Here is a 21,664-nt window from a genome sequence, read left to right on the forward strand (position 1 = left end):
TCGGCCTCCCATAGCCGCTCCGAAAGCGGCGCGCTACCCCTTTGACCGGAGCGATACCGGGCTGTCTAAGCGCGGCGGATCTGGAAGCCGGTCTTGTTCTGGAGGAAACCGCAGCCTTCATAGAAGCGCAGCGTCGCCGGGTCCGTCGAGCCGGTCAGGAGCATGACCTTGTAGCAGCCGTCATTCCAAGCCTGATCGACGGCTGTGCGGATAAGGGCGCCGGCATAACCGCGCTTGCGGTGGTCCGCGTGAGTGACGACGTTTTCGATCAGCGCATAGGGCGCGCCTTTGCGGGTTAGGTTCGGGACGACGATCAACGTCACCGTGGCCGCCGCGCGCCCGTTTGCGAAGCCGATCAACACCGTCATGCCGGGTTGGGCGAGAATGGCGGCAAAACGCTCCCCGGCCAGTGCCGGCTCCGGGTCCGGATCATGGTTCAGGTGGTGATAGAGTTCGATCAGGTCGGCAAGATCGCCGTCGCGGGCCGGCCGGATCGTGAAATCTGCAGCGGGCGTCGACACTATTCGCCCTTGCCGCCGAACATCTTCTTCAGCATCTCGGCCATCGGGCCTGATGTCGGAAGGTTCGGCTTTCCGCCGCCTCGAGCCTGATGGATATGCGATTGGCCGGCCGGCTTGGCGGGCTTCTTTTCCGGCTTCGGTTTCTCCTCGTCCGGCTTGCCGCCGACGGCGAGCGCCAGCTTGTTCATCAGCTGCGAATCCTCCGCCTTCACCAGCATCTCGGCATTGTCGGCGAGCGCGTCGAGGAGAGGGGAGAGCCAGGCCTGATCGGCCTTGGCGAAATCGCCGAGCACGTGATTGTGGACGAGTTCCTTGGCGCCCGGATGACCGATGCCGAGGCGAAGCCTTCGGTATTCCCGGCCGCAATGGGCGTCGAGCGATTTGACGCCGTTATGGCCGCCATGGCCGCCGCCGGTCTTGATGCGGGCCTTGGCCGCCGGCAGGTCGAGTTCGTCATATATTGCGATGATGTTTTCCGGGCCGAGCTTGTAGAAGCGCATGGCCTCGCCGACCGCTTCGCCGGAGAGGTTCATGAAGGTCTGTGGCTTGATCAGCAGCACCTTTTCGCCGGCGAGCTCGCCTTCCGAAATCAACGCCTTGAACTTCTTCGACCAGGGCGAAAAGCCGGGCCGGCGCTGGATCGCGTCCACCGCCATGAAGCCGATATTGTGGCGGTTGCCCGCATATTGGGAACCGGGATTGCCGAGGCCGGCGATGATGAGCATGGAGACATCCATCCTTGACTGCTGGCTTTCACCACCGCGAAACGCCGCCAAAGTCAACCGGTTTCGACGTCTGAGCTTCTATTGGGCCTCGTCTATGCCGTAGCGCTTGAGAATTGCCTTCTGGACGCCGTCCTTGATGAGGCGGTCGAGACCTGCCTGCATCCTGGCGATCAGGTCGTCGGGTACATCCGGGTTGCAGGCAATGCCGAGATGCTGTTCGGAGAACAGGATGACCTTTTCGATCGGTGTTCCGTCGGCCTTGAGCTTTTGGTAGACGCCTTCCGACATGGGCATCATGTCGATACGATCCTGCAGCAGTTTTCTGAGCGTCGTATCGACATTGGCGCTGAGATCGATCTTCGGGAAACCGAAGCTCTTCAGAAGCCCCTCGGTATAATCGGCGCGATGGGTGCCGACCGTATATTGCTTGGCCTCGTCCAGGGTGGTCGCCGCGGCCTTCGAACCCGCATGGCGGACAAGGATGTTGCGATCGATGAACAGCGGCACGACCCATTTGAAACGAGGCTCGCGGTCGGGCGTGCGAGCGGCGGCGAAGACGCAGTGCATGGATTGCGTCTCGGCCATGGCGATCGCGCGGGCCCAGGGCATGATCTCCAGCGTGTATTGCGTGCCGGCGTCACGCATGATGATCTCGACCTGATCGATGCCGACGCCCCGGTAGTTGCCGCCCGGCTCCTGGTAGCTGAAAGGCGGGTAGGGCTCCGTTGAAAAGGCGATCGGTTGCTGGGCATGGGCGCCCGCCGCGAGGCTGAGGCTGGCAAGAAGCGGCGCTGCGATTTTCATCTGTCCCCCTTCCAAACGCGCATGTTGTCATTTCTGACCCAGCATCTGGTCCGGAGGTGAGGGCTTGTCAGCTCGCCATGGACTCGATTTCGGCCTGCCGGGCGGAGAGGGCCGAGATCAGTTCGGAGATTTCGCGGGGCTTCGAAAAGAGATAGCCCTGGGCGTAGTCGATGCCTATTTGCTGCAGCAACGAGCGCTGTTCTTCCGTCTCGACGCCTTCGGCGACGACCTTGCAATTCATCTTGTGAGAAATAGCACTGATGCCTTCGACAAGCATCCTGTTCTTACTGCCTATATCGCCGGTCTGTTCGGTCAGCGAGCGGATGAAAGACTGGTCGATCTTGACGATATCGACCGGGAAACGGCTCATGTAGCTCAGCGACGAATAGCCGGTGCCGAAATCGTCCAGCGCGATGCGGCAGCCGAAGCGGTGGATCTCGTTGAGGATGGTGCGGATCTCGGGATTGTCGTGCATCAGCACGGCTTCGGTGATTTCCACCACCAGGCGCGACGGGTCTATGCCGTAGCGGCCGAGCAGACCCGCCAAGCGTGCCGGCAGGCCCGGCTCGAACTGCAGCGGCGAAAAGTTGACCGCTACATAGGTCTCGCTCATGCCGACCAGGCGGGAGACGCGGGCAAGGTTCGCCATCGCGTCCTCCAGGATCAGGTTGCCGATCTGGCCGATCGAACCGGTTTCCTCGGCAACGCTGATGATGCCGGCCGGCGACATCAGGCCTTTCCGCGGATGGCGCATGCGCATCAGGGCTTCGAAGCCTGACGGAATGCCGGTGTCGATGTCGACGATCGGCTGGAAATGCGCCTCGAACCAGCTTGCGGCGATCCCGACTTCGATGTCGCTTTCGATCTCGGCCCGTTCCCGCGTCTGGTCGAGGATGGCGGAATCGTAGACCTGCGCGCCGTTCTTGCCGTCGCGTTTGCGGGCATACATGGCCATGTCGGATTTCTGCAGCAGTTCGGCGGCGCTGGCGGCATGGCTCGGATAGAAGGCAAGTCCGATACTGGCGCTCAATCGTACGCCGGTGCCCTGGATCCGGAACGGTACCTCGAACATGTCGACGATTTTCTGGCTGAGTTCGGTTGCGCGGCGTTCGGCACCATCCCCGGTGATCAGGATGGCGAATTCATCGCCGCCGAGGCGCGAGGCGGTATCGCTTTCATGCAGCATCGGCCGCGTCCGCTCGACGAACTGGCAGAGCACGGCGTCGCCGGCGGCGTGGCCGAGATTGTCGTTGATCGCCTTGAAGCGGTCGAGATCGACGAACAGGCAGGCAACTTCGGTGCGCGCCCTGTCGGCCTCGGCGATCTTCTGGTCGAGCGTCGCTTCGAAGCCCTGGCGGTTCAGCAGCCCGGTCAGGTGGTCGGAGATCGCCTGCTGATGGTTGCGCAGTTCCGACTGCCTGAGTTCCGTGACGTCCGTCATGACGCTCAGCGAACCGGGAATGCTGCCGCTGGCCGTGCCGAGTTCGGTCTCGACGATCAATACGTCCATCAGGCGGCTGTCGGCGCACAGGAAGCGGACCGTGACCTCGATCGCCGGGCCGCTCGATTTTGCCTGCTGCTTGCGCCTTGCATAGATCTGCCGGTCGGCGGGGGCGACGAGTTCGGAGAAGGGATGGCCGATGACATTCTCGCGGCGATAGCCAGTCGCCAGCAGCCAGTAGTCGCTGACGGCGGCGATCTGGTCGCTCGAGGTCAGCGAGAACAGCATGGCCGGCGTCAGGTTGTAGATTTCCGTGGTCTGCTGATGGGCGCGCTTCAGTTCGCGCTCCTCGCGCTCCAGCAGCGTCTGCATTTCGTTGAAACTCTTCGCCAGCCGTCCCATCTCGTCGTTCGAGCGCCAGTCGACATGGTGGCGCGAACCGAGCCTGCGGGTTGCCTCGATGGCCGCTGTCAGCCGCATCAGCGGCTTGATGACCATGACGCGATTGCCAAGGATGGCTGCGCCGAAGACCGTCAGGATGGTGATGATGAAGATGGAGATGAAGGCCATTTCCATCTGGTGCAGGGCTGAGAACCAGCCGAGTTTCGGCACGTAGACGGTAATGCTGCCAACATTGCGGGTGCCCTGTTGCGACTTGTAGAAGACGGGTTCGGAGATCGCTTCCAGGCCGCGGAAATCGGCCGGATTGACGTCGACCTCGGAAATATTCAGCTTGCCCGTGTTGTCGCTGATCTGCACGCCGTTGATGGCGGGATCGGCGATCAGCATCGAGGCGACCTGGTGGATGCTGTCGGCGTCGAGATCCCAGAGCGGCTTGCCGAGCGCCTGGGAATTGGTCACCAGCACGACATTGACATGTTCGCTGAGGTTCTTGGCGGCCTGCTGGGAGGAAAGTGCCAGAAACAGCGTGAACAGCGGAGCGACGACGACCAGAAGGGCGCCCGAAATAATCGCAATAAAACGACTCTCAACGGAATGAGTCATCCGTCTTCCCCGCATTCATCGTCTGGCTATCGCCGGACTCTTCCCCGTCATGCTGAAGTAGCGTGCATCGTTTCACCTATTCATTAAACTTCACTGAAACGACGGTGCCAAGATTCGAACGAATTACGGAGGCAGGGTTACTAAACTGTATTCAGCCAACAATAAAAAACCCGCTTTCTTGCGAAAGCGGGTCCCATTTCAAGAATTTCGGCCTGGTTATTCAGCAGAAGCCGGTTCTTCCTCGGCAACGCCTGCAGCCGGGGCGACGATCGTCGCGATGGTGAAGTCGCGGTCGGCGATGACCGGACGTGCGCCAGCCGGCAGCTTGACGGCGGAGATGTGGAGGCTGTCGCCGATCTTCGCGCCCGTCAGGTCGACGGTCAGGAATTCCGGAATGTCGTTGGCCGGGCAAAGCAGCTCGACTTCGTGACGGACGATATTGAGAACGCCACCGATCTTGATGCCCGGGGACTTCTCTTCGTTGACGAAGTGAACCGGAACTTCAACGGAAACTTCCGTGTTGCCCGAGACGCGCAGAAAATCCACGTGCATGGTGAAGTCGCGGACCGGATCGAGCTGATAGTCCTTCGGCAGGACCTGGATCTTCTCACCGTTGACTTCGATCGTGGCAATGGTGGTCATGAAACCACCGGCATGGATGCGCTTCGTCACTTCGTTGGTCGACAGAGCGATCGCGAGGGGGGACTGCTTGTCACCATAGATGACAGCAGGAATGAAACCGTTGCGGCGAAGTTCACGGGAGGACCCCTTACCTACCCGTTCGCGCGCCTCGGCCTTGAGCTCGTATGATGCGTGGCTCATGGCATATCCTTTCGAGGTTGTTTGGAGAGTTTTCCGCAAGCATTGTCGGCTCGCGTCAAACCGAAGGGCACCATCCGATGCGCTTCATCCGCGTTGCCTCCAAGGGTGTCTACGCGGACCGGCGCGCTATAATACAACGAGCAAGAATGTGCAAGCTTTTCGGCCCGGAAACAAAGGGCCTGCGCTTGACTTCGCCGGTTCGTCTTCCACATTGGTGCCGGTTGAACGAGGGAAGGGCTTGATTCATGAAACGGACTTTGATCGCGGCCGGCCTGATGGCTGCGTCATGCGTATATCCGGCTGCGGCGGCTGAGATCAATGACAAGGGTGCCCGCACCCTCAAGGAAAGCCTCACCTACTTCCTGCCGGATACGGTCAAGTCCACGGGATTCCTGACCGTCAAGCCTGCCGGCGAGCGCTACGAGATCAGCTACGATTTCGCCAAGCTCCTCAAGTCCATCAACAAGAAAGACTTCACGGTTTCCGGCCTGAAGCCGCTTTCGGTCTTCGCCGCGCCCCTCGACAACGGCCAGTGGAAGTTCAACAGCGACAGCGACATGAATTTCACCGTCAAGGGCAAGATGCCCGACGGCAAGCCGACGAACCTGAGCTATTCCGTCACCGACATGGTGTTTTCCGGCATTTTCGATCCGGCGATCAGCTATCTGCGCTCGGGCGAGGCGACGTCCGGCCCGATCCGCATGGTCTCGAAGAACGGCCCGGAAGAGGTCGAAGCGAGTTTCGCGAGCACGAACTATTCACTTGCATCCTCGGCGAGTGCCGTTGCCGGAAGCACCGATTTCACCGGCAAGGGCTCGTTCTCGCGTTTCTATGAACGGGTTGTGACGCCGGAAACTCCGCCGGTGCAGATCCGCGCCGAAAGCCTCGATTTCGACGTCAGTGTCCAAGGCGTGGTGGCCGAAAAGATCCGCAATCTCGTCGCCTTCGTGCTGGAACTCGTCAACGATGAAAAGCCCTCGCAGGCCGAGGTCGCAAAACTGAAGGATCTCATCCGCGGCGCAATGCCGTTCTTCACGGCGCTGTCGGAAAAGATCACCTTCAACCAGTTCACCGTGGCAAGCCCGATCGGCGATTTCGGCGTCAACAAGCTCGACTACACGTTCACGATGAGCGAGCCCGCCGAGGCGACGCGGATCGGCTTCGGGGCACGCGTCGAGAACATCTCCACGCCCGCCGGCATTATTCCGCCGCTCTATGTCCAGCTGGTGCCCGACATGGCGGAGATGGAGGTCGGGATCGCCGACCTCAACTTCCAGCGTTTCATCGACACCCTGATGGAAATGGACTTTTCGAAACCCACTCCGCTGCCGGAAGCGGAGGGCGAACGCCTCGGCAAGGCCTTTCTCGACGACGGACAGCTGACAATCGATTTCCCGCGGGTCGCCGCGAAATCCGCTCTCTACGACATCGAAGCCTCCGGCAAGGTCAAGGGTTATCCGGAGGAGAAGGAGCACTATACGCTCGAAACCTCGATCCTTGCCCGCGATGTCGACAGGCTGATCCAGTATTTCCAGACCGCCGCCAAGAGCGATCCCCAGTTCAACCAGGTTTCGTTCGCGATGATGATGGCGAAGGGCATGGCAAAGACGGAACCGGATGGCCGCCTGCGCTGGGACATCAAGTTCGAGGACGGCAAGACCTTCAGCGTCAACGGGCAGCCGATCCAATGATCTGAGGGCGTTGCTTAGGTGCAGGACCTGTCAATCTGGCATCGGCATCCGGCGACGACAGCCGCGGGCATCGCGCGATGAACGGACCACCACCGGCAACTTTTTGCTGAAAGCGAGCTTTCAATTGGAGTTGTCAGGCGCTCCTTCATCTCGCGTGCGGCCGACTCATTCGGCTGCCGCGATACGAATAGGACGCGTTCCGATCGGAGCGCCGGTCGCGCGGTCGATGGTGACGGGATCGATCTCCGTTCCGGTCTCGGCGTCGAAGAACCGGGTCACCTTGCCCCCGCCGCGATGCTTGCGTCCCCACGCGCCGATCGCGAACAGAACCGGCAGAAAGTCGCGGCCGGCTTCCGTCAGCACGTATTCGTTCCGTGGCGGACGGTCGGAATAGCGGCGTTTCTCCAGCAGCCCCTCCTCGGTCAGCGATGAAAGCCGCCCCGTCAGCATCGTCGGCGCGATGCCGAGGCTCTTGCGAAAATCATCGAAGCGGGTGAGGCCCGCATGGGCGTCGCGCATGATCAGCATGCTCCAGGCATCCCCGACAAGGGCGAGACTGCGAGCGATCAGGCAGGGCTGGTTGGAAAGATTCTTCATGTCAGTATCTTTTTAGTAGTGACTTGATATCGAATTGATAGTAATGGATTGCTCCTAGATGTTCCATGACAAAATGAAAGCGGAAGGCGATGAGCAAGACAGAACGCGGCATTGCCCTGGTCACGGGCGCCTCTTCCGGTATCGGGCTGGTGACGGCACGAGCACTGCGGCGCGATGGCTACCGTGTTTTTGGTACCAGCCGAAAGCCGATGCCCGATACCGCGGATGGGATCACGATGCTGGTCTGCGACGTCACCGATGATGCATCGGTACAGAGCGTCGTCGACGAGATCTCAAGTCGCGCAGGACGGATCGATCTTCTCGTCAACAATGCCGGTATCGGACTGCTGGGCGGCGCCGAGGAATCCACGACGGCACAGGCGAAGGCCGTATTCGACGTGAACGTGTTCGGCATCATACGAATGACAAATGCCGTCCTGCCCGTGATGAGACGCCAGCGCCGGGGCAGGATCGTCAACCTCAGTTCCATACTGGGGCTCATTCCCGCTCCCTATAACGCCCTCTATGCATCGACCAAACATGCGATCGAGGGCTATTCGGAATCGCTCGATCATGAAGTTCGAACCCAAGGCATCCGCGTTGTGCTTGTTGAGCCCGGCGTGACCCGGACCTCCTTCGAGGAGAACATCACGCGTCCGGACCAGCCGATTGCCTTTTACGATGCGGTTCGCGCTAACGCCGAGAAACTGATGCGCGAAATCGTCGCGAAGGGCGATGCACCCGAGGTGGTCGCGGCAGCAGTCGTCAAGGCCGCCAATGCGGCATCGCCCAAACGGCGCTACACTGCGGGCAAAGCAGCGGGGCAGGTGCGCTTCATGCGCCGTTTCTTGCCGGAGTCCCTGGTCGACAAGAGCCTTCGGAAGTTCAACGGGCTTCCCGCATGAGCCGGCATCCCTGCATGGTTGGCGCGTTCGGTTTTCCCAAAAAACGAAAGTTGATCCGATGAAATCATTCCTGGTCGATCGCTACGGGAAACGTGGCGCTCTCCGGCTCGGTGAAAGCCCCGAACCGGCGTTGCGGGCAAACGATGTCATGGTCGAGGTTCATGCCGCCGGCGTGAACATGCTCGACAGCAAGATCAGGGACGGAGAGTTCAAACTCATCCTGCCCTACCGCCTTCCCCTGGTGCTGGGCAACGATGTTGCGGGCGTGGTGGTCCGGGTAGGGGCCAATGTCCGCCAGTTCAAACCCGGTGACGAGGTCTACGCACGTCCGGCCCAAGATCGCATCGGGACATTTGCCGAGTACATCGCCATCAACGAGGCCGATGTTGCGATGAAGCCCGCCAATCTGAACATGGAAGAGGCCGCGTCCATTCCGCTTGTCGCCCTGACTGCATGGCAGGCGCTTGTGGAGCGGGCAAACCTGCGGAAGGGACAGAAGGTCCTGATCCATGCCGGCTCGGGCGGCGTGGGCACGATCGCGATCCAGCTTGCCAAGCATCTCGGGGCCTATGTCGCCACGACCACGAGCACGGCCAATATTGCCCTCGCGAAAAGTCTCGGCGCGGACTTCGTGGTCGATTACAAGAAGGACGATTTCGAGAAAGTGCTGCAGGGCTACGACGTCGTGCTCAACAGCCTCGGCAAGGATACGCTGGAGAAATCCCTTCGCGTGCTGAAGCCGGGCGGCAAGTTGATCTCGATTTCCGGTCCGCCCGATCCTGATTTCGCCAAGCAGAACGGCTCCGGTTGGCTGTTTCAGCAGGTCATGCGCCTGCTGAGCTTCGGCATCAGGAAAAAATCGAAACGCCAAGGGGTCAGCTATTCGTTTCTGTTCATGACAGCGAACGGCGGGCAGCTCGCCAAGATCACCTCCCTGATCGAGGCGGGTCATATACGGCCTGTGGTGGACCGCGTCTTCCCGTTCGAGAGGACCAACGAGGCCCTGGATTATGTCGAAACGGGGCGTGCGAAAGGGAAGGTTGTCGTCGCAGTAAAGTGACGTCCGGGGGGCTTGAGCCTGGGCCTTTTGATGCCGCCTTCGCTTTTGCCAGTCAGCCGTCGTTTACCATCCGAAGGAACGTTTCAAACATGTTTCAATGCTAAAACTTTTCAACAAAACCAGTTGAAAAGTAACAGGCTTTCATGTTTCGCGTTATCTCCTGCATCTTTATCGAGCACGACCTTCGTTATATCGCCTGCGCAGTCCTGATCTGCGCGGCAGGGTCCTTCCTGACCCTCCGGCTTTTTTCCCGGGCTCGGACGGGGAGCGGGGTCGAGAAGGTCATCTGGCTTTTCCTGGCGGGCTTCATGGGGGGATCGGCCACCTGGACGACCCATTTTCTGGCCATGCTCGGTTATCTCCCAGGCGGGCAGGCGGGATATGAACCGGCTCAAACGCTTTTGTCTTTCATGATCGCGGTCGCGACCGCCACGATCGGGCTCAGCGTTGCGAGTTACGGCGGCCGGTCCGCGCTTGCGGAAGCCGGCGGCATGGTCATGGGGCTCGGTATCGCCGCGATGCATTACACCGGCATGGCGGCCTACGAGGTGCAGGGCGTCATCGAGTGGAACCGCTCCTACGTAATCGTCTCGCTGATCTTCGCGGCTCTGTTCGGTGCGCTCGTGACCAATCGCGCCATACGCCCGGTGACGCGCTTCTGCAAATACGGCTCCGTGCTGGCGATGATCGTGGCGATCGCCTCGACCCATTTTACCGGCATGGGCGCGATAGAGGTCATCCTCGACCCCCGCGCCGCGCTGCTGAACGAGGTCGTTCCGCCGGTCGTGCTCGGCTTCGGCGTGCTGTCGCTGATGCTGATCTTGCTGGCTCTGACGGCGGCCACCTACCTGATCGATGCCCGCACGACCCAGGCCGCCGTCGAGCAGTACCGCCACCTTTCCCTGCACGACGCTTTGACCGGCCTTGCCAATCGTGCCGCCTTCAACGAGCAGCTCGCCGATATCGCCGCGCGTCCGGTGGACCTGACTGCCCGCTTTGCGGTGCTTTCCTTCGATCTCAATCGCTTCAAGGAGGTCAACGACGTCCACGGTCATGCGGCGGGCGACGAGGTGCTGCGGGCGATCGGCGGCAGGCTTGCCGAGGCGGCCGGGGAGGGCGAGTTCATCGCCCGGGTCGGCGGCGACGAGTTCGTTGCGCTGAAACATATGTACTACAAGCGCTCCGATGCGATGGTGCTTGCCAACAGGCTGCTTGCCGAAATCTGCAAGCCGATCGAATGGAACGGTAATACGCTGACGGTCGGCTCGAGTGTCGGTATTGCGCTCTATCCGGGGGAAGCAAAGACGGTCGACGATCTCGTGGCGCAGGCGGATGTCGCCATGTACCGCGCCAAGCAATCCGGCGACAACGCGATCTGCTTCTACGACTCCTCGATGGACCAGGCGGCCCGCGAACGCAATGCGCTTGCCATGGACATGCGGTCAGGCCTCGTATCGAGGCAGTTCGAGCTCTATTACCAACTGCAGAACGATACGTTCTCCGGCGAGGTCGTCGGTTTCGAGGTTCTGTTGCGCTGGAACCACCCGATACGCGGCCTCGTCTCGCCGAACGATTTCATTCCGATCGCGGAGCGTACCGGCTTCATCATCGAGCTCGGGGAATGGGTGCTCCGGAGCGCCTGCGCGGAGGCTGCGACCTGGAAAAATCCGTTCTGCATTGCCGTCAACGTCGCCTCGCAGCAGCTGGCCGATCCGAAATTCCCGACCAAGGTTCGCGATATCCTCAAGCAGACGGGGCTCAGCGCCGGCCGGCTTGAGCTTGAAATCACCGAATCCGGCATCATCGCCGACCATCAGCGGGCGCTTCAGACCGTTCGCCACCTGAAGAGCCTCGGCGTCAAGATCGCCATGGACGACTATGGCACCGGCTATTCGTCGCTTTCGACGCTGATGTCCTTCCCGTTCGACAAGATCAAGATCGACCGAACCTTCGTCGACGGGCTTTCCAGCAATGAACAGTCGGCGGCGATCGTGCGCTCGACGCTGATCCTGGCCTCGAGCCTCCACATCCCGGTCCTTGCCGAAGGGGTGGAGACCGACGCGCATATCGCCTTCCTGCGCAAGGAAGGCTGCATGCAGGTCCAGGGCTACCTTTTCGGCAAGCCCGGTCCGCGGGCGGGGATCGAGCATATCGTCAATGGTCAAGCTGGGGGTGAGGCGGGGGACCAAATCACCCCGATGGTTGCCAAGGTCGCCTGACCTCGCGCGTCAGCGCCGGGGTTCGCCCCCCGGCGCATAGACCGTCTTCTGCTCGAAACGGAACTTGTGACCGCACTGGCCGCAGCGGATCATGTATTTTCGGGGATCGGTCGAGGCAAATTCGGTCAGGAAGCCTCTCGGCAGGTCATCGATGCGGAAATCACGGTTGCCCTGCCGCCTGTCATCGGTCTCGGAAACCTCGGCGAAACCGACATTGCCGCATTGGGAACATTCGAGTTTTCGGGAATAGCGGTCGCGTGCGGCCATGCGAGTCTCCTTCTTCGCAGCGCCTTCTAGCCGAAGCCTTGGCACAAAGCAAAACGCCGGAACCACGGTTCCGGCGTTTTTCGTCGACGATCGATCGTGACCTCAAGCCGGCCCTTTAGCGGCGGCACTCGCCGGAGGCGACGACGCTGAAGCCCGCGTTTGCCGCCTCGCAGGCGTTCGGGAAGGTCTGGGTGCGTCCGCCCTGCTGGCCGCAGACGGGACGGTATTCGCGCGTGCAGAAGCCGGGTTGCTCGGGCCTTCCGGGACGACCCGGCTGGTCCGGGCGACCAGGGCGGCCAGGCTGGTTCCAGTCCGGGCGATCGGGCCGGTCCGGACGATCGGGTCTGCCGGGTTGGTTCCAGTCGGGTCGGTCGGGTCGCTGTGGGCGATCCCAGTCTGGGCGGTCGGGCCGGCCGGGGCGATCCGGGGTTCCGGGGCGGTCCCAATCGGGGCGATCAGGCCGCTGGGGACGGTTCCAGTCCGGCCGCGGCCGTTCCGGCGGATAATAGCCGCCAGGCCGGCTGCCGCCATCGACGCAGGCCGACAGCAGCGGAATGAGAAGAAAAATGGCGAGTCTCTTCGACAGGCCGATCAAGGAAGACATTGCGACTCATCCTCTGTTTGAGTTCGAGGGGGAGTCTATCCAAATACTTGTGACGGAAGAAGGTCAGTCGAACAGGCTGGAGACGGAGGATTCCATCGCCGTACGGTTGATCGCCTCGCCGAGCAGGTTGGCGGTGGTGATGACCCGGATGTTGTGGGCCGACTGGACCGCGGTGGTCGGCTGGATCGAGTCGGTGATCACCAGTTCCTTGAGCTTGGAAGCCGCGATGCGGGCAACCGCGCCGCCGGAGAGCACGCCATGGGTGATGTAGGCGGTGACGCTGGTGGCGCCGTTCTTCAGAAGCGCTTCGGCCGCGTTGCAGAGCGTGCCGCCGGAATCGACGATGTCGTCGATCAGCAGGCAGTCCTTGCCGTCGACTTCGCCGATGACATTCATCACCTCGGATTCGCCGGCCCGTTCGCGGCGCTTGTCGACGATCGCCAGTTGACAGTCGATGCGCTTGGCGAGCGCGCGGGCACGAACCACGCCGCCGACGTCGGGCGAGACGACCATGACGTTGTTGAGGTCGTAGTGTTCCTTTACGTCGCGGGCGAGCACCGGCACCGCGAAGAGATTGTCGGTCGGGATATCGAAAAAGCCCTGGATCTGGCCTGCATGCAGGTCGAGCGTCAGGACGCGGTCGGCGCCGGCCTCGGTGATCAGGTTGGCGACGAGCTTTGCCGAGATCGGGGTGCGCGGGCCGGCCTTGCGGTCCTGGCGGGCGTAACCGAAATAGGGGAGGACAGCGGTGATGCGCTTGGCCGAAGATCGACGGAAGGCATCGATCATGATCAGCAGTTCCATCAGGTGGTCGTTGGTCGGGAATGACGTGGACTGGATGATGAAGACATCCTCGCCGCGCACGTTTTCCTGAATTTCAACGAAGATTTCCTGGTCTGCAAATCGCCTGACACTGGCTTTTCCGACTGGAACATTAAGATAGCTGCAGATCGCGTCGGCAAGATGCCGGTTCGAATTGCCTGCGAAAACCTTCATTGCGGTCCGCCTGTTTTGAAGCTGGATGCGGGCCTTTTACCGCCGCCGCCTTCGAATGCAAGTGCGTTTCGCACCCGCTCACTCATTTTTATGAAGAAACTGTGACGCGTGGCTTTTAAGGTTCAGTGCCGGATCGGCCGGCCAGATGGCTCAGCCCGATCAATCAGCCCTGGGATTGGCGCCAGGCCACATAGTCCTGGATGGTTTTGGCGGCGATGGTTTCCATCGTCGAGGCTGGAACCGAAGCCCAGGGGTCCTGGCCGCTCCCGGGCACGCTTTCCTGGCCCTGCATGCGGTGCAGCCGGGCGCCGGAAGCATCAAGGATATCCCAGACATAGACGATGGTGACCTTGCCGCTGTCGGAGAAGGCGGAGAAATAGCCCTTGAGAATGTGCTCGGTGCTGTTGTCTGCCGACGGCCGGATCGTCAGCCCGTTGGCGCGGGCCTGGGCGCCGAGCTGGCGGGACAACGGCGTCACCGCCTGGACCGGGGCGCCGATGATCGGCAGGAAGCGGACCGTCGGACCGGATGCGGGCGGCAGCGAGGCGCTCTGCTGCTGTCGGGATTGTTGTTGCTGGGGCGGAGCGGCCGGTGTCTCGGGCTGCTGCATGGTCTGCTGCTGGCCCTGCCATTGCGGCGGCGGGCCGGAGGAGGCGGGCGAGACGGTGTTGCCGGATTCCAGCGCCCTGGCCTGGGCTTCGAGCGTGTTCTGGGGACCGGATTGATAGCCGCCGCTGCTGTTGTAGGTTTCCGGCTGCGCCGAGCGGGCCATGCGGTCGGTTTCGGCCTGGGTCACGGGCGAGGAGGTTCTGGCACCTCCGCCACCGACGTTTGCCTGTGGCGTCAATGCTTCCGTCGTATTGCAGGAGGCAAGCGCAACCGCCAGCAGGGCAGCGGAAAGCAGTGTTCCGAAAGGCCGCATACCCGTCTCCTGCCACAGATTCCTCAGGCAGAAGCTTAGAGTTCGCTCCCAAACTGTCAATCGGCTGATTTTTCGAGCTTTCAGCGCTGAATCAGCTCCAAAGCATGGCGGGAAAGTGGCTGCGGGTCGCCTTCGGTCGTCAGGTAGGTGTGGCCGAGGGTCATGGCGGCGCCGCTGTCGGAATCCATGATGATCATGTGCACGAACAGCGTCATGTCAGGCAGAATTTCCTGCGGATTGCCGAAATGGAACATCTGGTGCTCCATCCAGGAGGGCGAGAACCTTGCGCCGAGCGAATAACCGCAGGCATTGAGGCGGTGGCGCGACAGGCCGCGCTCGTCGAGGATGCGCGCATGGGTGTCGAAGACGTCGCCGAAGGTCTGGCCGGGACGGAGAACCTCCTCGATCGCCTGGATGGTTTCGAGGCACGCCTTGTAGAGCTCGCGGTGGCGGGGCGACGGCTCGCCGATCATGACCGTGCGCATCATCGCGGCATGGTAATGCGCCGCCGTACCCGCCCATTCGAGCGTCAGCTGGTCGGTCGCGTCGAGCTTGCGACGGCCGGCCTTGTAGCGGCAGAGCAGCGCGTCGGCGCCGGAGCCGATGATGAATTCGTTGGCGGGATAGTCGCCGCCGCCGAGGAAGACGGCGCCCTGCATGGCGGCGAGGATTTCCGCCTCGTCGCCGCCGGCCTTGATCAGCGGCAGGGCCGCATCGAGCGCATCGTCGGCAAGTTCGGCGGCGCGCCTGGCGAAGGCGATTTCCGCCGGGCTTTTGACGAGGCGCAGCGTGCTGACCAGATAGGAGGCGTCGCTGATCTGGCCGAAGGTGGCGAGCTGGTTGTCGATGAGGCGGGCGAGGCGGCCGGTCATGCCGTGGGTATCGTATTCGACGCCGATTTTCGCGCCGAGCAGGTCCATGTCGCTCAACAGGTTCTTGAGGTCGAGGGTCGGATCGGCATTCACCCGGTCGACCCAGACGACGATGTTCTCGACGATCGAGGTGTGGCGGGCCTGGCGCAGGTCGGCCGAGCGGGTGAGCAGTGTCATCGTGCCGTCGGCCTTGACGATCAGCGTCTGGAAAAAGCAGTAGCCGAACGTGTCGTAGCCGGTCAGCCAGTACATGCTTTCCTGCGCGAAGATCAAAAGCGCATCCAGCTTGTCGGCGCGCATCTTCTCCGTCAGCCGCGTCAGCCGGTCGGCGTATTCGCTCCTCTCGAAATGCAGGGCCATATCAATTCTCCCGAAGTGCGATTGCTGAAATCTGGCGGCCGTAATCCGGCTCTTTGGCATGGGTGGTGCGGCGATAGGAATAGAACCGTTCCGCATCCGGATAGGTATCGAGACCGAGGCTCGCGGCCCGAACGCCGGCCTCCCTCAGCCGCCGGATGGTCAGCGAGGGCAGGTCGAACATGGAATGCCCCGCATTCAATGACGGCGTGAAGAAGGTCTTGTAGGACGGATCGTAGTCCAGGAAACGGTCGACGAATTCCGGGCCGACCTCGTAGCTCGCCGGGCCGATCGAGGGGCCGAGGACCGCGGTGATGTTTTGGCGCTCTGCACCGAGCGAAATCATCGCTTCGATGGTGTTTTCGAGCACGCCGGTCAGCGCACCCTTCCAGCCGGCATGGGCCGCGCCGATCACGCCGTTCTCGCCATCGGCAAACAGGATCGGACCGCAATCGGCCGCGAGCACGCCGAGCGCGACGCCCGGAACACTCGTCACCATGGCATCGACCTTGGGCCGTTCGCCGGCATAAGTCTCATCGACCACGAAGACGTCGGGTGAATGCACCTGGTGCACGGTCGCGAGCTTTTCGACGGCCAAGCCGAACCAGGCAGCGACCCGGATGCGGTTCTCGACCACTTTCTCGCGGTCGTCGTCCGAGCCGACGCCGACGTTCAGACCGGCATAGAGGCCTTCCGAAACCCCGCCCTTTCGGGTGAAGAAACCGTGGCGGATGCGGGCGCCGGCCCTGTCGTTCAACAGGGGGCTCTCGATCGGCTCCGGCAAGGGTATGTCTTGCATCGGCGTTATCTATCCCGTTGATTTGAAGAGGTTTTGGGCGCTCTCTCAAGGCTTGCCCGCTGCTTCGATCTAGGGCGAGAGTGGCGCAAAAAAAGGGCGGATGTCAATCGGTTGATGAATTGACGGCCGCTGTTTACTCCACCGCCCGGAATGGCATCAGGTTGAGCGACGGGCTCGACACCGCTATGACCTTGAAGAGTTCACCCATCTTGCCGGCGCCTTCGCCGGCCAGCCGATCGACAGCGGCGGCGATCAGGCGCTGCTCGATAGGCTCCTTGTCCTTGGCGAGCGCGGTGGCGCGTTCCGCAAGGCCGAGGCCGAGCAGGAAATCGCCCTGATGCAGGCCGCCGTTCAGGTGGACGCCCATGGAGACGGCAATGCGCGCCAGGTCCTCGAAATCGACATGGCTGGTGAGATCCGCCTCGCCGGGATGCGCGAGTGGCGGATCGTAGTCATGCTGGCGGACGGCCTGCAGCGTATCGCCGAAATTGGTGACCAGGTGGCCGTAGTCGATGACCAGGGCGGTGCCGCCAAAGGCCCTCAGCCGTTCGCACAGCGTCAGCATGACCGCCTGGCGGGCCGGCGACAGTTCGAAGATCGTGCCGTCGGGAATGCCGGCGACAGGCGAGGGCAGGAGTTGCGGATCGAGCGTCGCGACGCCGGCGGCAAAGCCGAGTTCATCCTCAGCATTCAGCCCGACGAGGCGTTCGCGAAAACCGGTTGGCGTCTTGACGAACTGGCGGATCGGGATGGCGTCGAACAGTTCGTTGGCGGCGATCAGCGTGAAGCCGTCTGGCACTTCCTCGAAACTGTCGTGCCAGGAAATCTTGGTGGAGAAGGCTTCGAGCGTGATGCGCTGGACGCCGCGCAGGCGCTCGCTCGTCTCGACCAGATGAACATGCAGGTCCTCAAAGAGCGACGGTGCGATGCGTTTCATCACCCGCAGCATGTCGGCCATCATCGTGCCGCGGCCGGGGCCGATTTCCACCAGGCGGACGCCGGTGGGCGTGCCGTGCTGCTGCCAGGCATGCACCATGAAGACGCCGATCATCTCGCCGAACAGCTGGCTGATCTCCGGCGCGGTGATGAAATCGCCGTGGCGGCCGAAAGGCTCGCGGGTGCGATAATAGCCGTGCTCGGGATCTGCGAGGCATAGCGCGAAATAGTCGGTCACGCTGATCGGGCCGTTGGTGCGGATCAGGGTCTTGATCTTTTCGGTTAAGGGGGTGCTCAACGGGCGTGCCTCCCCTCAAGCCTTCGCCGCGGACGTTACCGCCGCGCGGGCACGGAAAATGGCCCACAGGCCGGCAGCGATCATCGGCAGCGACAGGATCATGCCCATGGTCAGCCAGTTGGTGCCGAGCAGATAACCGAGCTGCGCATCCGGTTCGCGAAAAAATTCCACGAAGATGCGGCAGAGCGCGTAACCGATGACGAAGGTGCCGGCGATGGTGCCCGGAACCCTCAGCGCCTTGAACCGGAAGATCAGCAGGGCAAGGACCAGAAGAAGCACGATGCCTTCGAGGCCTGCCTCGTAGAGCTGGCTCGGATGGCGCGAGAACGGCCCGCCGGTCGGGAAGACGACCGCCCAGGGCGCGTTGCTGAGGCGCCCCCAGAGTTCGCCGTTGATGAAATTGGCGATGCGGCCGAAGAACAGGCCGAAGGGCACGACCGCGGCGACCGTATCGAACATGCTCCAGACGGGAATGGCGTTGCGGCGGGCGAAGATGATCATCGCCAGCGTCGCGCCGATGAAACCGCCATGGAAGGACATGCCGCCGTTCCAGATCTCGACCGCGCGGATGGGGTTCTGCAGCACGGACGCCAGATCGTAGAACAGGATATAGCCGATGCGGCCGCCGAGCACGATGCCGGCTGCGACCCAGACGAGGAAATCGTCGAGCTGGGCGGCTGTTATCGGCGACTGGCCGTCTCTCCACAGCGAAGCGTTCGCCGCGAGCCGGCGCGCGTAAAACCAGCCGAGCATGATGCCGGCGACATAGGCGAGCCCGTACCAATGGATGGCGAGCGGGCCGATGGAAAAGGCCACCGGATCGATGTTCGGGAACGGCATCAGAGCGAAAAGATGAAGCGCTTCGTACAAGTTACAGGGTTCCCACCTAACGGCATTGGGCGGAACATGGCGTTGCGGCCATCGGCGGTCAAGGTGAATCTAAGCGAGTGCTGATGCGAACGGTGGATGATGCTTGCAAGCGGACCGTCCAGGCCCTACTTGATCCCTATGGATATTCGCCGGCCCGGATCGCCGGCCAGACGATATGGGAGTTCAGAACCATGGCAACCGGCACGAACCGCATTCTCGACGATTTTGCGCGGCTGATGACCGATGCCGCCGGCGCCGCGCAAGGGGTGCGCAAGGAGGTCGAAACCGCCTTCCACGCCCAGGCCGAGCGGTTCCTCAACAGCATGGATATCGTCAAGCGCGAGGAATTCGAGGCCGTCCGCGAAATGGCCGCCCGCGCCCGCGATGAAAACGAAGCGCTGAAGGCGCGGATCGAAGCGCTGGAAGCGAAGCTTTCGGGACAGTAAGAGAACCCCTCCCGGCCTGCTGGCCACCCTCCCCACAAGGGGAGGGGACGATTCCCTCGGCTAGAAATTTTCCCGCTCCAGATTTCAGCGCCTTAACCCCTTTATCGTCCCCCCATCATCCCCGCCTTCCAAAACCCGCGCACAATCCTCTTCGTCATCGGATGGGAAACCGGGTTCGCGAGCCGGCTGCCTCCTCAAGGTTCGCAGGACCTCGTTTCCGGTGATGGTCGTGACCTGGTGGTCGAAAAGAGGGCTCGGAAATCCTCTTTGAGATTGCAGGATACGGTCGGGGCAGGCGGAACGCCTGATACTCAATACCACCGAAATACCTCCGCCTGTCCCATTCCCAACCAACCGCGCTGGACGAACCGTCGGCGTGGCCGCAACCGCTTTGGTCTTTTCGGTCGTTGTTCATAAAAAAATGATGCCCTGTGGACACTGTCAAAAAACCGAGCGTCCAGAGTCGCTTATGACTCCGTTCTGATCTCCGTTGCGAACAAGTTTCGATATTTGGTCATGTAAAAACCGAAGGAGGGGCTGGCAGCCGGACTCCGTCTAGGTACACTGATTTTAAAGGATGATTCGAAACGGCTTGGTAAGCTCCAGACAGGGTGACTGCGTTATTCTGGCAGCGTCGGACGATCATCGACAGTGTTGTTCCCGGTCATTGTTCGCGTGTTTTGGCGTTTTATCCGCACGAATCCGCATTCATTCCGGTCAAGAAGGTGCCGCATGACGCTTATGGAAATGGAAATCGAACGCCAGTCGAATCCGGTCGACATGATCGAATTCGTTGCTGCCTCGAACGACTGGACGTTCGAACGGTCGGGTGAAGATGAAATCGCCATGACCGTGGAAGGCCGCTGGACGGACTACCATGTTTCCTTCTCCTGGATGGAGGAGTTCGAAGCGCTGCATCTGGCCTGCGCTTTCGACATCAAGATTCCCGATGCCCGCTTCAACGAAGTCATCCGCCTGCTGAGCCATGTCAACGGCCAGGTGCTGATGGGTCATTTCGACGTGTGGCGTCAGGAAGACGTGGTCATCTTCCGGCAGTCGCTGCTGCTGGCCGGCGGCGCGGAACCCAACAATCAGCAGGTCGAAGTGCTGCTTTCGAGCGCGCTCGAAGCCTGCGAGTCCTATTATCAGGCGTTCCAGTTCGTTGTATGGTCGGGCATGGAGGCGAAGGCCGCCATGGAAGCCGTTTTGTTCGAAACCGTGGGCGAGTGCTGATGGCCTTGGGTCAGTCGGGATCCATCATTCTGGTCGGTGCCGGCAATATGGGTGGCGCCATGCTGTCCGGCTGGCTGAAAAAAGGCGTGCCCGGCGCGTCCGTGACGGTCATCGACCCGTCGCCTTCCGATGCCATGAAAACGATGATGTCCGAGGCCGGTGCGCATCACCTTGCCGCGCTGCCCGACGGTGCATCCGCGGATATCCTGTTCCTTGCGGTGAAGCCGCAGCTGATGGATGCCGTCCTGCCACCCCTAAAGCCGGTTGTCGGTTCGAATACCGTGGTCGTGTCGGTCGCGGCCGGCAAGACGCTCGCCTATCTCGAAAAACATCTCGGCGAAGCCGCCATGGTGCGCGCCATGCCGAACACGCCTGCCATGATCGGCCGTGGCGTCACCGGCGCCTATGCCAATCCCAAGGTCACCGACGCGCAACGCGAGGCGGTGCAATCGCTGCTCAAGGTTAGCGGACCGGTGGAATGGGTATCGAGCGAAGCGGATATCGATGCGGTGACCGCCGTTTCGGGTAGCGGCCCGGCCTATGTGTTCTATCTCGTGGAGTGCATGGCGGAAGCGGGCCGGAAAGCAGGCCTGCCGGCGGACCTCGCCATGCGGCTCGCGCGGGAAACTGTCTCGGGGGCTGGCGAGCTGCTTCACCAGTCCCCCGATGACGCGTCCAGGCTTCGCCAGAACGTCACGTCCCCGAACGGCACGACTGCTGCCGCACTTGCCGTGCTGATGGCGGACGACGGCATGCAGCCGCTGTTCGACAAGGCGATCGCCGCCGCCCGCAGCAGAGCCGAAGAACTCGGCGCCTGAGTGAATTCGAATGGCTGAAGACATCACCTATGGCGACTTTGAAAAAGTCGATATCCGGGTCGGCACGATCGTCGAGGTCGAAGCTTTTCCGGAAGCCCGCAAGCCGGCCTTCAAACTGAAGATCGATTTCGGCCCGGAGATCGGCATCAAGAAATCGTCGGCGCAGATCACCGTGCATTATACGCCGGAGACGCTGGTCGGCCGGCAGGTGCTCGGCGTCGTCAATTTCCCGCCGCGGCAGATCGGCCCGTTCCGCTCCGAAGTGCTGACCCTCGGCTTCGAGGACGAAAACGGCGCGATCGTGCTGGCCGCCGTCGAGCAGCCGGTGCCCAACGGCCGGAAGCTGATGTAGCCGAGCGCTGAGGCGCTGTTCAGATCGTCAGTGGATATCGCGGCTCTTGACGTCGCTCAGGTCGAACGACCGGAACTCCACCTCGAAGCCTTCGCGCTGTGGCG

The 21,664-nt window shown here is 61.8% G+C and carries 22 protein-coding genes; 8 read left to right on the forward strand and 14 right to left on the reverse strand.

Features of this window, described 5'->3' with window-relative positions:
* Window positions 1–65 precede the first annotated feature (65 nt).
* The 5 genes from PMI07_RS23865 to PMI07_RS23885 all read right to left on the reverse strand — a co-directional run bounded on the left by PMI07_RS23865 (window position 66) and on the right by PMI07_RS23885 (window position 5,318).
* A complete protein-coding gene (locus PMI07_RS23865; RefSeq protein WP_007758884.1) occupies window positions 66–521 on the reverse strand; it encodes a GNAT family N-acetyltransferase in 456 nt (151 codons plus the stop codon).
* Window positions 521–1,246, reverse strand: a complete 726-nt coding sequence (gene pth / locus PMI07_RS23870) for an aminoacyl-tRNA hydrolase (protein ID WP_024164089.1) — start codon at window positions 1,244–1,246, stop codon at window positions 521–523. The genes PMI07_RS23865 and pth overlap by 1 nt, the downstream gene beginning before the upstream one ends.
* A gap of 78 nt (window positions 1,247–1,324) precedes the next feature.
* Window positions 1,325–2,050 (reverse strand): transporter substrate-binding domain-containing protein, encoded by a 726-nt coding sequence (locus PMI07_RS23875; protein WP_007772045.1) that lies wholly within the window; start codon window positions 2,048–2,050, stop codon window positions 1,325–1,327.
* A 67-nt stretch (window positions 2,051–2,117) separates the two neighbouring features.
* Window positions 2,118–4,496: an EAL domain-containing protein gene (locus PMI07_RS23880; RefSeq protein WP_024164090.1), complete on the reverse strand. Its 2,379-nt coding sequence runs from the start codon at window positions 4,494–4,496 to the stop codon at window positions 2,118–2,120.
* Between the two features lie 216 nt (window positions 4,497–4,712).
* Entirely contained in the window at window positions 4,713–5,318 is a 606-nt protein-coding gene (locus PMI07_RS23885) for a 50S ribosomal protein L25/general stress protein Ctc (protein ID WP_007769245.1), read from the reverse strand.
* A gap of 245 nt (window positions 5,319–5,563) precedes the next feature.
* Between PMI07_RS23885 and PMI07_RS23890 the strand changes: the two genes are divergently transcribed.
* The gene (locus PMI07_RS23890; protein WP_007769248.1) at window positions 5,564–7,009 is read left to right on the forward strand and encodes a hypothetical protein; all 1,446 of its coding nucleotides are present in this window, start codon (window positions 5,564–5,566) and stop codon (window positions 7,007–7,009) included.
* A 165-nt stretch (window positions 7,010–7,174) separates the two neighbouring features.
* Here PMI07_RS23890 and PMI07_RS23895 read toward each other — a convergent pair whose 3' ends face one another.
* Window positions 7,175–7,606, reverse strand: a complete 432-nt coding sequence (locus PMI07_RS23895) for a helix-turn-helix domain-containing protein (protein ID WP_007769251.1) — start codon at window positions 7,604–7,606, stop codon at window positions 7,175–7,177.
* Window positions 7,607–7,695: 89 nt separating this feature from the next.
* Between PMI07_RS23895 and PMI07_RS23900 the strand changes: the two genes are divergently transcribed.
* The 3 genes from PMI07_RS23900 to PMI07_RS23910 all read left to right on the forward strand — a co-directional run bounded on the left by PMI07_RS23900 (window position 7,696) and on the right by PMI07_RS23910 (window position 11,790).
* Complete coding sequence (locus PMI07_RS23900) at window positions 7,696–8,511, forward strand: oxidoreductase (protein ID WP_007769254.1); 816 nt, start codon at window positions 7,696–7,698, stop codon at window positions 8,509–8,511.
* A gap of 58 nt (window positions 8,512–8,569) precedes the next feature.
* The gene (locus PMI07_RS23905; protein WP_007769257.1) at window positions 8,570–9,571 is read left to right on the forward strand and encodes an NADP-dependent oxidoreductase; all 1,002 of its coding nucleotides are present in this window, start codon (window positions 8,570–8,572) and stop codon (window positions 9,569–9,571) included.
* Window positions 9,572–9,714: 143 nt separating this feature from the next.
* Window positions 9,715–11,790, forward strand: coding sequence for a bifunctional diguanylate cyclase/phosphodiesterase (locus PMI07_RS23910; protein WP_024164091.1), 2,076 nt, complete (start codon window positions 9,715–9,717; stop codon window positions 11,788–11,790).
* Between the two features lie 9 nt (window positions 11,791–11,799).
* On the opposite strand, the gene PMI07_RS23915 is transcribed toward PMI07_RS23910, so the two are convergent.
* The 8 genes from PMI07_RS23915 to lgt form a co-directional block, all read right to left on the reverse strand.
* Window positions 11,800–12,057: a hypothetical protein gene (locus PMI07_RS23915; protein ID WP_007770308.1), complete on the reverse strand. Its 258-nt coding sequence runs from the start codon at window positions 12,055–12,057 to the stop codon at window positions 11,800–11,802.
* Between the two features lie 115 nt (window positions 12,058–12,172).
* Window positions 12,173–12,661, reverse strand: coding sequence for a Kazal-type serine protease inhibitor (locus PMI07_RS35815; RefSeq protein WP_007770307.1), 489 nt, complete (start codon window positions 12,659–12,661; stop codon window positions 12,173–12,175).
* Between the two features lie 63 nt (window positions 12,662–12,724).
* A complete protein-coding gene (locus tag PMI07_RS23925) occupies window positions 12,725–13,657 on the reverse strand; it encodes a ribose-phosphate pyrophosphokinase (protein WP_007770305.1) in 933 nt (310 codons plus the stop codon).
* Window positions 13,658–13,820: 163 nt separating this feature from the next.
* A complete protein-coding gene (locus tag PMI07_RS23930) occupies window positions 13,821–14,579 on the reverse strand; it encodes a hypothetical protein (protein ID WP_024164092.1) in 759 nt (252 codons plus the stop codon).
* Between the two features lie 80 nt (window positions 14,580–14,659).
* The gene (locus PMI07_RS23935; RefSeq protein WP_007772054.1) at window positions 14,660–15,811 is read right to left on the reverse strand and encodes a Xaa-Pro peptidase family protein; all 1,152 of its coding nucleotides are present in this window, start codon (window positions 15,809–15,811) and stop codon (window positions 14,660–14,662) included.
* Window position 15,812: 1 nt separating this feature from the next.
* Window positions 15,813–16,607, reverse strand: a complete 795-nt coding sequence (pgeF, locus tag PMI07_RS23940; RefSeq protein ID WP_007772056.1) for a peptidoglycan editing factor PgeF — start codon at window positions 16,605–16,607, stop codon at window positions 15,813–15,815.
* Window positions 16,608–16,740: 133 nt separating this feature from the next.
* Window positions 16,741–17,841: a class I SAM-dependent methyltransferase gene (locus tag PMI07_RS23945; protein ID WP_024164093.1), complete on the reverse strand. Its 1,101-nt coding sequence runs from the start codon at window positions 17,839–17,841 to the stop codon at window positions 16,741–16,743.
* Between the two features lie 15 nt (window positions 17,842–17,856).
* On the reverse strand, window positions 17,857–18,711 hold the full coding sequence (gene lgt, locus PMI07_RS23950; RefSeq protein ID WP_024164094.1) for a prolipoprotein diacylglyceryl transferase: 855 nt from the start codon (window positions 18,709–18,711) through the stop codon (window positions 17,857–17,859).
* A gap of 191 nt (window positions 18,712–18,902) precedes the next feature.
* On the opposite strand from lgt, the gene PMI07_RS23955 reads away from it, so the two are divergent.
* The 4 genes from PMI07_RS23955 (at window position 18,903) to PMI07_RS23970 (ending at window position 21,560) form a co-directional block, all read left to right on the forward strand.
* Window positions 18,903–19,157 (forward strand): accessory factor UbiK family protein, encoded by a 255-nt coding sequence (locus PMI07_RS23955; RefSeq protein WP_007758074.1) that lies wholly within the window; start codon window positions 18,903–18,905, stop codon window positions 19,155–19,157.
* A 732-nt stretch (window positions 19,158–19,889) separates the two neighbouring features.
* A complete protein-coding gene (locus tag PMI07_RS23960) occupies window positions 19,890–20,390 on the forward strand; it encodes a YbjN domain-containing protein (protein ID WP_007758076.1) in 501 nt (166 codons plus the stop codon).
* Window positions 20,390–21,208 carry a pyrroline-5-carboxylate reductase gene (proC, locus tag PMI07_RS23965; RefSeq protein ID WP_007758077.1) on the forward strand — a complete coding sequence of 273 codons (819 nt, stop codon included), beginning with the start codon at window positions 20,390–20,392 and terminating at the stop codon, window positions 21,206–21,208. The genes PMI07_RS23960 and proC overlap by 1 nt, the downstream gene beginning before the upstream one ends.
* 10 nt (window positions 21,209–21,218) lie before the next feature.
* Window positions 21,219–21,560 (forward strand): tRNA-binding protein, encoded by a 342-nt coding sequence (locus tag PMI07_RS23970; RefSeq protein WP_007758079.1) that lies wholly within the window; start codon window positions 21,219–21,221, stop codon window positions 21,558–21,560.
* The last annotated feature ends 104 nt before the right edge of the window (window positions 21,561–21,664 follow it).

It is taken from the genome of Rhizobium sp. CF080 (assembly GCF_000282095.2).
In the GTDB taxonomy this organism is placed as follows: Bacteria; Pseudomonadota; Alphaproteobacteria; order Rhizobiales; family Rhizobiaceae; genus Neorhizobium.